The 14,921-nt window shown below is 46.0% G+C and carries 11 protein-coding genes; 9 read left to right on the top strand and 2 right to left on the bottom strand.

Annotated features, from left to right (window positions below):
* Window positions 1–77 precede the first annotated feature (77 nt).
* From HQN88_RS30815 to HQN88_RS30790, 6 genes are all read left to right on the top strand, one after another.
* On the top strand, window positions 78–1,895 hold the full coding sequence (locus tag HQN88_RS30815) for an S-layer homology domain-containing protein (RefSeq protein ID WP_173119509.1): 1,818 nt from the start codon (window positions 78–80) through the stop codon (window positions 1,893–1,895).
* Window positions 1,896–2,015: 120 nt separating this feature from the next.
* Window positions 2,016–3,110, top strand: coding sequence for a response regulator transcription factor (locus HQN88_RS30810; RefSeq protein ID WP_173119507.1), 1,095 nt, complete (start codon window positions 2,016–2,018; stop codon window positions 3,108–3,110).
* Window positions 3,107–4,885 (top strand): sensor histidine kinase, encoded by a 1,779-nt coding sequence (locus HQN88_RS30805; protein WP_173119505.1) that lies wholly within the window; start codon window positions 3,107–3,109, stop codon window positions 4,883–4,885. Before HQN88_RS30810 ends, HQN88_RS30805 begins: the two co-directional genes overlap by 4 nt.
* A 99-nt stretch (window positions 4,886–4,984) precedes the next feature.
* On the top strand, window positions 4,985–5,953 hold the full coding sequence (locus HQN88_RS30800; protein WP_173119503.1) for an ABC transporter permease: 969 nt from the start codon (window positions 4,985–4,987) through the stop codon (window positions 5,951–5,953).
* Between the two features lie 27 nt (window positions 5,954–5,980).
* Window positions 5,981–6,856 (top strand): carbohydrate ABC transporter permease, encoded by an 876-nt coding sequence (locus HQN88_RS30795; protein ID WP_173119501.1) that lies wholly within the window; start codon window positions 5,981–5,983, stop codon window positions 6,854–6,856.
* A 26-nt stretch (window positions 6,857–6,882) separates the two neighbouring features.
* Window positions 6,883–8,496: an extracellular solute-binding protein gene (locus tag HQN88_RS30790; RefSeq protein ID WP_173119499.1), complete on the top strand. Its 1,614-nt coding sequence runs from the start codon at window positions 6,883–6,885 to the stop codon at window positions 8,494–8,496.
* Window positions 8,497–8,924: 428 nt separating this feature from the next.
* On the opposite strand, the gene HQN88_RS30785 is transcribed toward HQN88_RS30790, so the two are convergent.
* Together HQN88_RS30785 and HQN88_RS30780 are read right to left on the bottom strand one after the other, a co-directional pair.
* Window positions 8,925–9,998 carry an amidohydrolase family protein gene (locus HQN88_RS30785; RefSeq protein ID WP_173119497.1) on the bottom strand — a complete coding sequence of 358 codons (1,074 nt, stop codon included), beginning with the start codon at window positions 9,996–9,998 and terminating at the stop codon, window positions 8,925–8,927.
* 17 nt (window positions 9,999–10,015) lie between these two features.
* Window positions 10,016–10,369, bottom strand: a complete 354-nt coding sequence (locus HQN88_RS30780) for a Rieske (2Fe-2S) protein (RefSeq protein WP_173119495.1) — start codon at window positions 10,367–10,369, stop codon at window positions 10,016–10,018.
* A 121-nt stretch (window positions 10,370–10,490) separates the two neighbouring features.
* Between HQN88_RS30780 and HQN88_RS30775 the strand changes: the two genes are divergently transcribed.
* The 3 genes from HQN88_RS30775 to HQN88_RS30765 are packed head-to-tail and all read left to right on the top strand — an operon-like array spanning window position 10,491 to window position 14,619.
* Complete coding sequence (locus HQN88_RS30775) at window positions 10,491–11,288, top strand: helix-turn-helix domain-containing protein (protein ID WP_173119493.1); 798 nt, start codon at window positions 10,491–10,493, stop codon at window positions 11,286–11,288.
* A complete protein-coding gene (locus HQN88_RS30770; RefSeq protein ID WP_173119491.1) occupies window positions 11,285–13,021 on the top strand; it encodes a sensor histidine kinase in 1,737 nt (578 codons plus the stop codon). The genes HQN88_RS30775 and HQN88_RS30770 overlap by 4 nt, the downstream gene beginning before the upstream one ends.
* On the top strand, window positions 13,018–14,619 hold the full coding sequence (locus HQN88_RS30765) for a response regulator (RefSeq protein ID WP_173119489.1): 1,602 nt from the start codon (window positions 13,018–13,020) through the stop codon (window positions 14,617–14,619). The genes HQN88_RS30770 and HQN88_RS30765 overlap by 4 nt, the downstream gene beginning before the upstream one ends.
* The last annotated feature ends 302 nt before the right edge of the window (window positions 14,620–14,921 follow it).

The following is a 14,921-nucleotide window of genomic DNA, read 5'->3' as shown; positions in this document are numbered from 1 at the left end:
GCTTTTATATCAATGAACACTGCGAGGCGACCTCGAAGGACGGCGTAGTCGTTTATTTTGTGCAAAGGAGCATAGAAATGATAGCAATTAATAATCTGAAGTGTTGGAAAAGCAGGATTCCCTTATATATATTTTTGCTGCTGTGTATGCTCATAGCCCCATTACAGGCTCATGCCAATTCGGTACCGACGGCATCCGCTTACACCTTATCAGGTAATACAAGCCTACCAGAGGTAGGGGGCAGTTTCACGGTAACTGCGACAGCTCAGGTTTCGGAGTTATTTGCCTTCGAAGCTATATTTCGTTATGACCCTCAGAAAGTTAAATTGATCCGTGCAGATTCTGCTGCAAACGGAAATCTGATAAAACCTGATGGTGGTGAGGGGACAATCATTCTTGCCTGGTCCAAGGAAGGCAATGAACAGCTGACAAACGGTACCGTAAGAATGGCTGAGCTTACTTTTAACGTGCTAAAAGAAGGGGAGTCTGAGGTCATCTGGCAATCGCTAAGAATTGCAAATCGCAGTTTGCAGGAAGTGGCCGTATCCCCAGGAGTTTCATTTCGGACTAATATTCGAACTGAATCCAGTTCAGGCAACGTAGGGGATATAGGTGGTGTAAACGTACCTAATACGGATGGGATTGGGAAAGAGCCGGCTCTTTTAGCCCCAGATGCAGTCATTATCACGGATCCCGCTCAAACCAGTCAATTTTCGGCACAAGCAGTTAGCCTCACAGCCGAATCCGGTAATCTTGTACGCGTTGCTTTAAATGTGGAGCAAGTATTGAAAGAAATCCATTCAACTAATGGAAAATCGACTTTTGTCATCATGGTTCCAACCCAGGAGTCGGCATCCATTTCGGTGGATGTACCCTCCGAGGTTCTACAAGCGATTCAATCTAAAAGTGGGGGAAGTGGTTTTCTTGCCATTTCGAGCTCTGTCGGTATGTATAAACTGCCCATCGATCAACTCAAACTTGATGCGAGTTCGAAGGTCACGATAACGATTGCCCCCGTGTCAGAAGAACAAGCTCACGCGATGGGGACAATTATTGCTGATGAAGGCTTTACGCTAGCTGGTGCGCCAGTCGACTTCTCCGTTTCAATCCTAGATGCCTCCGGTCAAGCAACGGAGATGCATGACTATGAAAGCGCGTTTGCTGCTCGTACGTTACCTGCAGGGCATATGGATCCTGATAAATCCGCAGCGGTTTTATTCCGTGCAGACGGCACGTTGGCCCCGGTTCCAACCTTGTTCGTCAAGCAACCGGATGGCTCCTATATGGCACTTATCCACCGGATGGGAAATAGTACTTATGGGCTTATTACGGGGAGCCGAACATTTGCAGATTTGATCGGGCATTGGTCTAAAGGAGATATTGAAACCATGGCGGGCCGCTTGCTCATAAATGGGGATACGGAGGGAAGATTTCGTCCAGACGATGCGATAACCAGAGCCGAATTTGCTAAGTTGCTAACGAATGCGCTTGCCCTGCCGGACAAAGGTGATAGCATGACTTTCCGTGATGTAGAACCATCCGCATGGTATTCTCGTTCTCTCCTTACTGCGGTGTCCTTCGGCCTGATTAAAGGCTATGATGGAGGAGTATTCCATCCTGATTCATTTGTTTCGCGGGAGGAAATCGCCGTCATGCTGGATCGGGCACTTCACTTAACAGGATATCACTACGATGCACCTGCCAATTTCGCTCAACTGTTAGATATGGACCAACTAAACGACTGGTCGAAGGACGCTATTTACAAGATGTTGGGACTCGGCATCCTTATTGGGGATCAGGGGAATAATATCCAACCTTCACAATCGGCGACACGTGCGGAAGCGGCTGTTATGCTGAAACGCATGTTAATTAAGCTTTCTTTTATGAATGAGTAAGTGGAATTTGCACCAAGAGTCTTATGAACATGTGAATACTCTACATTCTGATTGAGCAATTCGATCGCAGTAAGATACAATGTAGAGAACGCTCTCAAATTGCCAAGGAGGTCCCTGCCCATGTATACAATGATGCTTGTCGACGACGATTATATTTCGAGGGAAGGCCTGCGAGATCTCATCGATTGGGATAGTCTGGGTATCGAGATTACGGGGGAAGCGGAAGACGGGGCGGAAGCTCTGCTCGTTGCCCGTGACCTGCGGCCAAATATCGTGATTACGGATGTTGTGATGCCAGTGATGGACGGCATTCAATTTGTAGACAAGTTGAAACAGGAGCAGCCTGCGGTAATGGTGATCATGATAAGCGCTCATCAAGACATTCAGTATGTGAAGGCTTCAATTAAATTGGACGCGATTGATTATATATTGAAACCTTTTAATCGAGAGGAATTAAAGCAGGTAGTAGCCAAAGTTGTCGCTAAGTTGGATAAAGAAAGAGCCGAGAAGCAATTGAAGGACGATGTTAGCCAATATTATTCAGGCAGCATCTCATCTACGGGATTGCCGGTTATTGTGGATTCCATAGAGAAGATTGTAGGATTGTGCTCCACAGGGCAAACAGACGGACTAACGACTGAGGTCCAGCAGCTCTTTATTACGATTCGGCAATTGAAAATGGAAAGCATGCTGTTCCTAACGACCATATGCAGTGAGCTATTGATTAAAGCGATACGCAAAGCATCCGTGCTTGTAGATTCTGCTATTGCGCAAGAGGTGAAAGAGTCCTTGCACCAATTCAGAACGATGCAGAGCCCTCAGCAAATCGAGTTGTTTGTACTCGAAAAGCTGATCTATTTGGAGATGGCTTCCAATGAGTTGCGAAAGGGCAAGTCCCGACGAATTATTCGAGATGTTGAGGGTATTATTCATAAAATTTACTATCAGAATCTGACCATTGGGCAGCTGGCGGCAGAAGTATTCATGTCTCCTGGGCATCTCCAAACGTTATTCAAAAAAGAAACAGGGCACACGATTAACGATTATATCACGCATGTGCGTTTAAAAAAGGCCCAGGAACTGCTCAAGGATGCCTCCATTAAAATATATGAAGTAGCCAATCAGGTCGGCTATCAGGACACACACTATTTTACCAAAATTTTCAAAAAAGTGGTGGGCGTCAACCCTATGGAATATCGGGAGAAAATGCTATGAGAAAAGTGTTAAACAAGCTCAGTGGCATCTACTATAACATCAACTTACGGACCAAACTGGTTATTTCCTATTTAATTCTAATTATTATTCCGGTTATGGTGTTGGTCTATTTCTCCTATATTACGATTCATAAATCAGTGGTTGAACAGACAGGCAAGGCATATTTGGAAACCCTGAAGCAGGCAGAGAAGAACATAGCCTTTGGCATTGAAACCGCCTATAACATTGCCGATTTGACGCAAAGCAATTATGATATTCAACTCATTCTAAGAACGGTTTCTGAGCGAGCTTTGACTTCAGGGGAAGTGATTGATTTCTTCAATCTGCTTAACAAAAATGTGAGCAATTACGTAGGCAAGAGCAATGTGCTCAAGGTTAGCTATTTTATGAAAGGCAACCCAACTTTTGTCTCGGCTAGCCCTAATTTTTTTGGCATAGATCAGCTTCAACTTGAAGCTGGTCTACAGCCACTTTTGGAAGGCAGAATCAAAGAAAAGTGGTTCTATGCAAGCGACGTGGAACATTTAAGTATCGTTCAGGGGGATGAAGTTCTCTTTATAAAAGAGATCAAGGATATCAACCGATTTCAGCACGTGCTTGGCTATGTGATGGTCGAGCTCGATGCCAAATTTATCTGGCAAATTCTAAATGATATTCGGCTTCCAGATGGGGCGGAAACAATGGTCATGTCTCCTAACAAGCGAATTGGAGCTACACAATTACTGGCAGGGGGAAGCGGTGTTAGCGACCTCTTTTTGAAGTCTTTGCCGGAAGAGGATGAGGGGATTGTCAGTTTCGGACCTGCGGAGAGAACCAATTATGCTGTTTTCAGCAAGGCGAAAGGTCTGGAATGGCAAATTGCCTTGCTCATGACGGAGAAGCATCTGGGGATGAACAGTAGGTGGATTCAGAACTTTATGCTCGGCTTGGCGGGGGTAGTCTCGATTATCGCGATCATTACTGCCTTCATTATTTCAGGAAGCATTACCAAAAGGTTGAAAAAGCTAGTGAAGCTTATTAAACATGCAGAAAAAGGTAGCTTTGAGACAGAAGATAATATCCGAGGAAATGATGAATATGCAAGATTGCAGCGTTCTTTTAACAAGATGAGCACGCGAATTAAAGCTCTCATTGAAGAGGTGTATCAGGCCCAAATTAGCAAACAAGATGCGGAGATGAAACTGCTGTATGCGCAAATCAACCCGCACTTTTTGTATAACACGTTGGATATTATTCAATGGAGCGCCCTACGAATAGACGCGAAAGAAATCGCAGAATTAACCGAATCACTTGCTAAGTTTTTGAGGTTGAGTTTGAACGAAGGCAAGGAGCATATCTCTGTTGCAGAAGAGGTAATGGAGGTCAGCAAGTATATGCAGATCATCAATTATCGCTATCGGGGAGCCATGCAGTTCATAACGGATGTCGAAGAGGGTCTGGAAGAGAAGATTATGATCAAAATGATTTTGCAGCCACTGGTTGAAAATGCCGTTATTCATGGTATCAGGCCCAAAAAAGGGAGGGCTGGGACCATCGTGGTCCGTGCTTACCAGGAAGGTGCCTATATGTATTTGGAGGTTATCGATGATGGCGTCGGGATAACGGCAGAGAGGCTTAAGGAGCTGTTTGAAACGGAGAGTAGAGGGTACGGCGTGAAGAACGTACATCAGCGTATACAAGTCTATTATGGTGAGGAATGCGGTTTACAGTTTTACAGTGAACCAGGCAATGGCTGTCGAGCAGTTGCAAAGTTAAAGACTTCGGGGAGCGTATAATCCGTATTTTTGTCAGTGATATCTTACTTCTGTCCTGTTGTGGCTGATAGGTACATTTACGTAAAATAAAGCTATACAACAAGGAGTTGAGGTGATGAAATGGCAAAGATTACACCCTCCCATGCGATTAAATCTCTAGACGCAGGTGTGATCCCCAAGACAAAAAATCGCCTGAAGGCAAGAATCGTACATAATCTAGATTTATATCTGATTATTTCGATCCCCTTACTGGTGCTTTTGGTTTACAGTTACGTCCCAATGCTGGGGATCGTCATTGCATTTAAGAACTATCGGGTATTCGACGGCATACTGGATAGCAAGTGGGTAGGGCTGGCTCATTTTCGAACATTGTTGAGCGATCCTAAATTTTTTAGCGTGTTGAGCAATACGATGCTGATCAATCTGTTCAAATTTATTTTTCAGTTTCCTCTGCCTATTATCTTGGCGCTGCTATTGAATGAAGTCAGGACGGGCTTTGTTAAACGTATGACGCAAACGCTCACCTACCTGCCACATTTTCTATCGTGGGTCGTTATTGCAGGAATTTTCGTGGATATCCTGTCCCCAAGTACAGGCATTATCAATGGCATTCTGAAGGCATTCGATATCTCGCCGATTTCGTTCCTTGGCGACGATAGTTACTTCCGAAGCGTGCTCGTCGCATCAACGGCGTGGAAAGAAACGGGTTGGAGCGCCATCATTTACTTGGCCGCTTTAACATCCATTGATCCTGATCTGTATGCCGCTTCCAGCGTTGATGGTGCAGGTAAGCTTAGACAAACGTGGCATATTACGCTCCCGGGCATATCGAGCACGATCGTCTTCATTATTATTCTAAGGGTATCTACCTTATTGGGCAGCGATACAGAACAGGTGCTACTGCTGTACAATCCCCTTGTATACAATGTTGGGGATGTCATCGGAACCTATGTATACCGCGAAGGGATTCAGAACGGCAGTTACAGCTATACAACCGCAGTCGGTTTGTTTGTATCCGTTATTGGATTTACCTTAATGGTTACGGCCAATAAGATTAGTCGCAAGTATTCGAACCGAGGGATATGGTAAATAAGCAGCAGAGAGGAGCAAATAGCTTTGTTCGACAAGAGGATGAAGACCGGGGAAAAGGTATTTACGGTTGTTAATTACACATTGTTGATAACAGTAGGTCTCATTTGCGTCCTACCGTTTATCACACTGTTAGCGAAATCGGTTAGTGAGGAAGCTTATGTCGTCAGCGGTCAGGTTAGCTTATGGCCAATGGGCTTTCAGTTAAAAGCTTACCAAGTGTTATTATCAGGCATTGATTTTCGTACCGCGTTTACGAACAGCTTGTTCGTCGCCGTTCTGGGTACAGCCATTCAAGTGTTCTTTACAGCTTGTGTGGGGTATGCCATTGCGAAAAGGGATTTGGTAGGCCGCAAAGCGATCAATATTCTGTATGTGTTCACAATGCTGTTCAACGGGGGAATGATCCCTACCTATATGGTCATTAAAAATACCGGATTAATTAACCATCTGTGGGTACTTATTATTCCTGGGATGGTGAGCGCTTTCAACCTCATTCTGGTACGAAATTACTTTGAGTCTCTGCCCTATAGCCTTGAGGAATCAGCGAGAATTGATGGAGCGGGCAATCTTACCATCCTATTCCGCATCATGCTTCCGATCTCCAAGCCTTTGCTAGCGACAATTGCAATTTTCAGCGCAGTAGGAATTTGGAACAATTACATGGACCCTTTAATGTATTTAACGAAAAAAGAGGTTCAGGTTCTGCCTTTATTTTTGCAAAACGTAGTGGCCGCTGCCAATAAGAATGGTTTGGAAAACCCTGAGCAATTGGCCAATATCGCATCGGAGACATTCAGAGCCGCAGCCATCTTTGTTTCTTCGATACCGATCCTGCTCGTTTATCCTTTTCTACAAAAGTATTTTGTCACAGGCTTAACGCTAGGTGCTGTTAAACAATAGCTACATATTTGAAGGGGGAAATAAATATGCGGAAAAGATTAAACAAATGGTCCACGACAACGTTACTAGTTGCACTTGCAGCCTCGGTATCTCTTGCTGGTTGCAGTAATGAAAAGACGCCAGAAAGCAAGGAAACGAAAGAGGCGACTGCTACCCAGGGACCGAAGCTGAATAAAGCGGCCAAAATTAGAATCGCCGTTCCCGATAATGCAGGAGTCAAGGGCTACGAGCAAGGAGCAAGCGCAAACGATAATCAATTTTTGAACATGATCAAAGAGAAAACGGGTTACACCAATATAGAATGGAACGTCATTCCGGCAGCGAATCAATTGGATACGTACAATTTGATGTTTGCTTCTGGTGATGTGTATGATCTGATTTATACGAGTGATCTCAATATTTTCAAACGTTTCAGCGCACAGGGAGCTCTCCTGCCAGTGGACGATGCGATTAAGCAATTCGGCAGTGAGGTCGGTAAATTAGTGACCGAGAATGCATGGACGGCTGTATCCCTGGAAGGGAAGAAATATGCCATTCCTGTCCCTCCTTTTCAAAAATTTGAAAATGTAGATCTTGGTGCAGGATTTCTAGCTAGACAAGATTGGATGGATAAGCTGGGTCTGAAAGCACCTAAAAACCTCGACGAGTTATATACCTTCTTAAAAACGATGAAGGACAAAGATCCAAGCGGAAAGGGAACCATCCCTTACGTAGCAGCAGCTGGCAATAACGGGAATCCACTTGATGGGCTAGATGTCATTACCGCCGCTTTCGGAATGTCCGGCATCAATAACCTCGCTGTCCCTTTCATTGTTAAGGATGGCAAGCTGGTTGATGCGCAGGATGTGAATCTGAAGGATTTGCTGACCTACCTGAATAAGCTCTACAAAGAAGGCTTGATTGACAATGAGTACCTATTCAACAAAACACAGCAAGTGACGGAGAAGATGTCAGCGGGGAAAGCAGCAGCCGTGTATGCAGGCTACTGGGATCCTGCAACCTACCAAGCAGGTTTAAGTAAAACAGATGCTAATGCGAAGTTAAGCTTCTTGCCAACAGTAGAAGGAAAAGATGGACAGAAAGGCTATACGATGCCTGCGCCTGTATCCAACTTCTATATCATTCCAAAAAGTTCGAAAAATGCGAATGAAGCTGTGGATCTATTGAACACCTATTTGAAAGATAAGGATTTGCAGAAGTTTGTGAATTTCGGTAAAGAAGGCGTTCACTATGACATGGTCAATGGCGCACTGACTCCGAAGAAACCTGCCTATGATCAAATCATCTATAAACTGTACTACAGAATGTGGAACACTCCAGACATTTGGTTGCCTAACGCATTGCTTGGCGGATATGAGCCAGCTATGAAGAGCTTTGCGCAAGCAGGTGCGCAGCTGACTGCATTCAATATCAACCAATACAGACCCCAGACGGAAGTCGAACTTGCCAAGGGGAGAGCGTTGATCGACCTGAGAAATGAGTACGTCGCCAAAATCATCAATGGCGCATTGCCGCTTACTGCACTGGATGAGTATTTCAAAAAGGCTGACGCGGCTGGCAGACAAGATGTTATCAAAGCTTCGCAGGATTGGTTTACCAAAGAAGGCAAGGCGATTCATGATAAATTGAACAAGAAGTAGTGTCGGGAAACAAGAGTAGAGCAGTTCACCTTAAAGGGGAACTGCTCTTTAATATTGTGCGGCCTTAAGTCTTCGCTAGGCGGCCAGTCGCCTGGTAACGCTGGTTCAAGAATGCTGAGTCAACATAGTGAGTTAGTCGGATTGAAGCATGGTGAATTTACTATGCTAGAGGTGAATAGATGGATTATCTACAGCTAAATTTATGGATTTTCAGGTAATACGTAGAATAGATGGAGAAGATACAGTTAATTTTAGCCATTCTACCCAATCTGAGCAAAAGGGGCAATTTTAACTACAGGTTATACAGCTAAATCGAGTTTTCAGGGAAATATCTCATGAATAGCTGTATATTTTCCAGTTAAAGCCAAATATTGCGAACTAAAAACTCCCTTTCCCCTTCTTTTCAGAGAGAAGGGAGTTTCGTGCACTCACTTCAGCTTGAACAGTTGACGAGCATTTTCGCTGAAAATTTTCTTTTTCTTCTCAAGCGGGAGTCGTTGCAGGATCTTCGTGGGATCATCGAAATCCCAATGCGGATAGTCGCTGGAGAATAGCAGCATATTCTCTGCATCGAACATGTTGAACATCGCTTCGAGGTGCTTGAAGTCATCTGGTTCCTCGATCGGCTGCGTCGTCAAGAAGCAGTGGTCGCGCACATACTCGCTCGGCATTCGCTTCAGCCATGGTGTAGATGAGCGTAAGGCTTTGAAGTTCTTGTCCAGCCGCCAAAGCAGTGGAGGTAACCAGGTGACGCCGCCTTCACAAAACACCACTTTAAACCCTGGATACTTCTCAAACACGCCTTCGCAGACAAAGCTAACCAAATGAGCCATAAAGGTTTGGGGCAAGCAAGTATGCCACTGCAAATAATTTGACACATAGCCGACTGCAGTTGGTGGGTTAAAGGTACCTGCGCCTTCGGCGCCTGGGTGGATCACAAGCGGAAGCCCATTGCGCTCACATGCTTCGTAGATCGGATGGAAGAAACGCTGACCGTACGGCATCCGGGAACCCCCGATCACACTGACAGCGACGATGTCTGGATGTGGACCGACCCGGTCAATCTCGCGCGCGGCCTCCACCGGATCTTGTGTGCCGACGCACAGGTATCCTTTGAATTTAGGGCTAACGGGCAGCCATTCGGCGATTAGATAATCGTTGTAGGCCCGGCATACAGCTGCCACGTGATCGGTGTCCGCATAACCAGACACGCCAATAATTGAATCGGAGCACAGCAGCGCGTAATCAAGGTTAAACGGTTCGACCAGGTGTTCGAGCATATAATGCGGATCGGATCCCAATGGTAGACCGCTAGGTGGATCCGCATCTTTGCGCTTACTCCCAATTGGTGATGAGTAGGGGAGTCCAGCATTGGGTAAACCGAACCTCTCGGCATGGCTTCTCCAAGGCTCATCAAGATAAGGGATCAAGTCGTTTCTACTGCGGAACTGATTGTGCACATCACAGTCGATGACAGACAATTTCTCTTTGTTGGGATTCATCTCATATCTCCTCCTTATTAACCAATCACGATACCAATTTGTCCATCTTCAACGACAACGGGGTAGGTGCGTGTCCGCACTTTTTCACTGAACAATGATTTACCCGTCTTGAGATCGAACTCCCAGCCATGCCAAGGGCAACGTAATATTTCTTGGTCGCGCCCATAGATAAATTCATAGACTTGAGATTCAAGGGTTGTTCCACAAACCACTCCTTTGCATAACTCCGCCCCTTGATGCGGGCAATAATTATGCACGGCATAATACTCACCTTTCACGTTATAGACCCCGATGGAGCGTTGTTCAATTTGTACGATTTTGAATGCACCGGAAGGAATTTCTTCGATGGAAGCGACCGGATATATGGCCATAATGTTCAGCCCCCTTAAGCTTTGTTAGTTCAATATTAAGTGAATAGCTGAAAAATAACTATTGCGGAAACAACTCTTTTTTGTATAATTCTAAGGTATAGACGGGAAGGGGGAACTGTGGATGATGGAGCTTGTATCGGTGTTTATTGATGATATGAACGTGGAGTGGCAGAAGGAGGAGTCCGCGACTTTAACGGACATGTTGATTCTTGTGACTCATGGCAAAGTGACATATATCGTGGAGAATGAACCAGTTCATTTGGAAAAAGGTGATTTTCTATACATTCGGCAAGGTGTGATGCGCTCAGGTACGAATGGGCCAGATGGCCCGCATGTGAAGTATTCGTCGCATTTTCATCTGCACGCTGGGCAGGCTGGACAAGAAATGAAAGCGTTCACTAATCTTGAACCCTACCGAAAGGTGAAGGCCCAGCAGTTTGACTACGTCAAACAGCGGTTTAGTACGCTTGCGCAGCATTGGTTCGGGCAACGGGAGCATGCTGACATCATCTGTACTGGAATCGCTATCGAACTGTTCGGCTATTTCGTGCAGGAAACATCGGAAGAGCGCTTTGGCTTTGCGAAGCTAAGGCTTATGCGCGAGGTGCAGGACTATATCTCGGCCCACTACCGTGAACGGATCCGTATTGAGGAGCTTTCCCAACTCGTGGACCGGGCTCCCAACTATGTAACGCAAACATTCAAGGAAGTGACGGGCATGACACCGATCACTTATCTGCATCATATTCGAGTGCATTCGGCACGCGATCTGATCCTTAACACTCGAATGACAATAGGGGAGATTTCGGAGTATTTGGGGTACAGCGATCAGGCGCATTTCAACCGTGTGTTCAAAAAAATAATGGGCCACCCGCCTTCAGCGGTGCAGCGGAAAGTCCAAAGAGGTGGCTTACGATGAAGCTGTTTAATCGGCTGCATTCGATCCAATTCAAGCTAACACTTACCTTTCTGCTCATATTGCTGCCGCTTGTTAGCGTCAGTGTTTTCGCTAATAACTATTCCCAGTCGATTCTGGACGATCAGATCGGCGATCGCACGCGGGGAGCGCTACTGACGACTCTTGAGTACGTGGATCAGTTGACTAGTAACATGGATCAACAAACATTGCTTATCGCGTTGAACTCGTCCATTGTCGATATTTGGAACAATATTGATAACCCCCTCAGCCCCGATCATCTGTACGGACTACATACGGTTCAGCAACAGCTGTCCGCACTTACAAATGTGAATGGCTCGATCAAAGAGGCGTTTATCATTCATGGGGAAAGCGGGAATGGTGTATCTACGAAGAACGGAGGCGTAAGATGGCCAGACGTGAAGCAGGAGTTCTGGTTTAAGCAAACGGTGAACTCGAATGGCGGACTCGTGGTACATGTACCTACGGCTAAAGTAGGTGGATCGTCGGCCTATCTGAATAACGATATGATTTATTATTCTCGGCTTCTCGATGTGCAGAGCAATAGCAAGGAGCCGAACGTGCTCGTGCTTGCGGTGGACAAGGCTTCCTTTCGCAAAATCATTCAACATCTCCAGACCTCTGATAATATGAACATCAGGCTGTCTTATAATGACGGTTTCGTGTTGGAGACAAATCCTGGTGCCATACACGGGAATGGCAATGAAAGCGATGTGATGTCGATTAAAGAATCGAGCAATTTCTGGTCAATCGAGCTGGATCAACCGCGCTCGGAATTGTTCCGGCTGACGCATAGGCTGCAACAGTTTACGTATTTGATCATCGTTATCAGTATCATCATGGCGGTATGGATTGCATGGCTCGTCTATGTGGAAATTTCTAAGCCTCTCCAGAAACTGTTGGTGGCGTTTAAGCAGTTCAGCAGCGGCAGCCTGAACACACAAATCGTACATCGCCGCAAGGATAAATTTGGAGCCGTCATGAACGGCTTTAACCGGATGGCAGAGGCCCAGCGGTTATTGATCGAAGAGGATTATGAGAAGGAGCTCCGGCTCGCCAAATCGGAGTTCAGCCTCCTGCAATCGCAGATCAATCCACATTTTTTATACAATACGTTAGATTCAATCTACTCGGTTGCCTTTAAAAATAAAATTCACGAGATTAGCGAAATGGTTATCAATCTTGCTCGATTTTTCCGGGTCAGTCTCGGTAAGGGACGTGAGACGTTTACACTGGAAGAGACGGTTCAGCACCTGATGTACTATATCCGGGTACAGCAGATTCGGACGGATCATTTTACAGTTCAGATAATGCTGGAGGAATCAACCAAGTCGATGCAAATCCTAAAGCTGCTCCTGCAGCCTGTTGTGGAGAACGCAATCATACATGGACTAGAACGAAACTCCAATGGTGGCGAGCTGCGGATTAGCTCTAACCTGGCTGGCGGATCCCTCCTGATACAGGTGGAAGACACAGGCATGGGGATTTCGCCCGAGAAAATGAATCATTTGAGCAGTGAGCTAAGCGCGATTACAAGCCATTCGTATCGGATTTCTAAGAGCTCTCCGCCAGATATGTATTTTGGACTGAAGAATGTGAAGTCACGGCTCAAACTGTACTACGGAGAACAGGCAGATCTGCAAGTGAACAGTGTGGAAAATAAAGGTACTCGGGTCACGATTACGATTCCAATAGGGAAGGACGAAACGCTATGAAGTTGTTAATTGTGGAAGATGAACTGTATGTCCGAGAGAGACTGGCGGAGGGGATCGAGTGGTCCGAGGTGCAAATTGAACTGGCGGCGGCCGTCTCAACGGGTAAGGAAGCGATGTCCGTGCTTCAGAATGATCATATTGATATCGTGCTGACGGATATTCGGATGCCGGAAATGGACGGATTGGAACTGGCGAAGATGGTCAAACAGCTCTACCCGCATATTAAGCTGTTGATTCTGACTGGTCACGACGATTTTGACTACGCTCGGGAAAGTATTGAGCAAGGCGTATTCAAATATTTAATCAAGCCGGCAGAGAATGAGCAGATTGTAGAGGCTGTGCTGGAAGCGAAACAGCTGCGGGAAAAAGAATTAAACGAAAAGCATAATTCCACGCTGCTGGAAATGAGATGGAAGGAACATCTCCCTCACTTGAAAGAGTTGTTTTACAAAAACTGGTTGAACGGCCGGTATTCCGCTTGGGAAATCGATCGCAGGGGTCATGATCTAGCCATACGGCTAGAGAATCGAAAGGCGCTGCCGATTATTCTGGATATGGATCCGATACCTGAGGGAAACGAGCGGTTTGACGTGAAGGACCGACAGTTGGTGCAATTTTCGCTGTTTACGATTGCTCGGGATGTGCTGGAGAATGAGAATTGTGTTGTCGTACAGGATGACGATAGCTTGACTGCAGCTATCTTCTTCGCTTCTACGGACGAAGGGGACGAGGCGATGAAGGGGCTGGCGAACGGGCAGATTCTTGCGCTTCTGGAGACAGTGAAAGATACTTTAAAGCTGACTGCAAGTGCGGGCATAGGTACTCCTGTGGCTGAAAGCTCCTCGCTGCCCCGTGCTTATAAGATGTGCCGTCTTGCCCTGCAGGAGAGACTAATTCTTGGCAACGGCGTAGCAATTCCCTATCGTGATGACACGCCTGAAGAGGATTCGTGGGACGCTCTGCAAGAGATCGAACGTGAGTTTGAGGCGGTGATTGAGGCGGGCAGCCAGGAGGAGCGAAGAGAGGAACTCGTCCGTCGTATTATGGAGACGGGGTTCGCCAGTGGTATACCCGTAGTGGAAGCGCGAGAGGTCTTGTTTCGGATGGCTTGCTTACTTGCACGGATTGTGCACTCGCAAGGTTGGACGCTGCGTAGTACGCTGAAGAACGAGTATGAGGACTTCGAGTCGTACACGTCCTTACTTACCCGAGAACAGATTGAAGGCTGGCTAAATCGGATGGCGGGCCGGATCAGTTCAGCCATCGCACAGCGAAGGCAGTCCAGCTCGCAGCGGACCGCACATGAGGTCATGCGATTTATTCAAGAGCATTTGCATAAGGAAGAGCTGAGTTTGCATGTTGCAGCGGAAAGCATGTACATCAATTATTCGTACTTAAGTCGAATTTTCAAAGAAACGATTGGGGAATCATTCTCCAGTTATGTGCTGCGGCTTCGGATGGAGCGGGCCAAGGAGTTATTGAGCACAGGAGTCAAGGTATCAGACGCTTCGGAGCAGGTTGGTTACCGTCATATGAACTATTTCTCCAAAAGCTTCCAGAAGTTCTGGGGAGTTAAACCGAGCGAGGTTAACAAATAAGGGCCAATCCAACGATTGGCTTTTTTTCGTCGGAGTGATGATGCGCTGCAATATGAAATATCGGGAAAACATACAGCTAATTCGGTAAGAATTCTCAATTCTATAGAAGTAACTGTAAAAACTACATCTAATTTCAAGCGATTGCCTCAGAAACAGCAGAAACTCTTAAATTAGCTGCACATTTGGACCTCTGTCAAGAAAGTAGACACCTAATAAGAGAAGTTAACTAACGCTTTTGTAGTAAAGTTCTTCAAATCGATCCGGCGAGACATAGCCCAAAGAACCATGGATTCTTTTACGGT

Origin of the sequence: Paenibacillus qinlingensis, assembly GCF_013204845.1 — a bacterium.
Lineage (GTDB): Bacteria > Bacillota > Bacilli > Paenibacillales > NBRC-103111 > Paenibacillus_E > Paenibacillus_E qinlingensis.
Note: the sequence above shows the minus strand (reverse complement) of the source record. Positions and strands in the feature narration are given on the sequence as shown.

What these genes read in the sequence shown, in the direction of transcription:
- HQN88_RS30815 (WP_173119509.1), top strand. Translation starts at nt 78, where the DNA reads ATGATAGCAATTAATAATCTGAAGTGTTGGAAAAGCAGGATTCCCTTA.
- HQN88_RS30810 (WP_173119507.1), top strand. Translation starts at nt 2,016, where the DNA reads ATGTATACAATGATGCTTGTCGACGACGATTATATTTCGAGGGAAGGC.
- HQN88_RS30805 (WP_173119505.1), top strand. Translation starts at nt 3,107, where the DNA reads ATGAGAAAAGTGTTAAACAAGCTCAGTGGCATCTACTATAACATCAAC.
- HQN88_RS30800 (WP_173119503.1), top strand. Translation starts at nt 4,985, where the DNA reads ATGGCAAAGATTACACCCTCCCATGCGATTAAATCTCTAGACGCAGGT.
- HQN88_RS30790 (WP_173119499.1), top strand. Translation starts at nt 6,883, where the DNA reads ATGCGGAAAAGATTAAACAAATGGTCCACGACAACGTTACTAGTTGCA.
- HQN88_RS30785 (WP_173119497.1), bottom strand. Translation starts at nt 9,998, where the DNA reads ATGAATCCCAACAAAGAGAAATTGTCTGTCATCGACTGTGATGTGCAC.
- HQN88_RS30780 (WP_173119495.1), bottom strand. Translation starts at nt 10,369, where the DNA reads ATGGCCATATATCCGGTCGCTTCCATCGAAGAAATTCCTTCCGGTGCA.
- HQN88_RS30775 (WP_173119493.1), top strand. Translation starts at nt 10,491, where the DNA reads ATGATGGAGCTTGTATCGGTGTTTATTGATGATATGAACGTGGAGTGG.
- HQN88_RS30770 (WP_173119491.1), top strand. Translation starts at nt 11,285, where the DNA reads ATGAAGCTGTTTAATCGGCTGCATTCGATCCAATTCAAGCTAACACTT.
- HQN88_RS30765 (WP_173119489.1), top strand. Translation starts at nt 13,018, where the DNA reads ATGAAGTTGTTAATTGTGGAAGATGAACTGTATGTCCGAGAGAGACTG.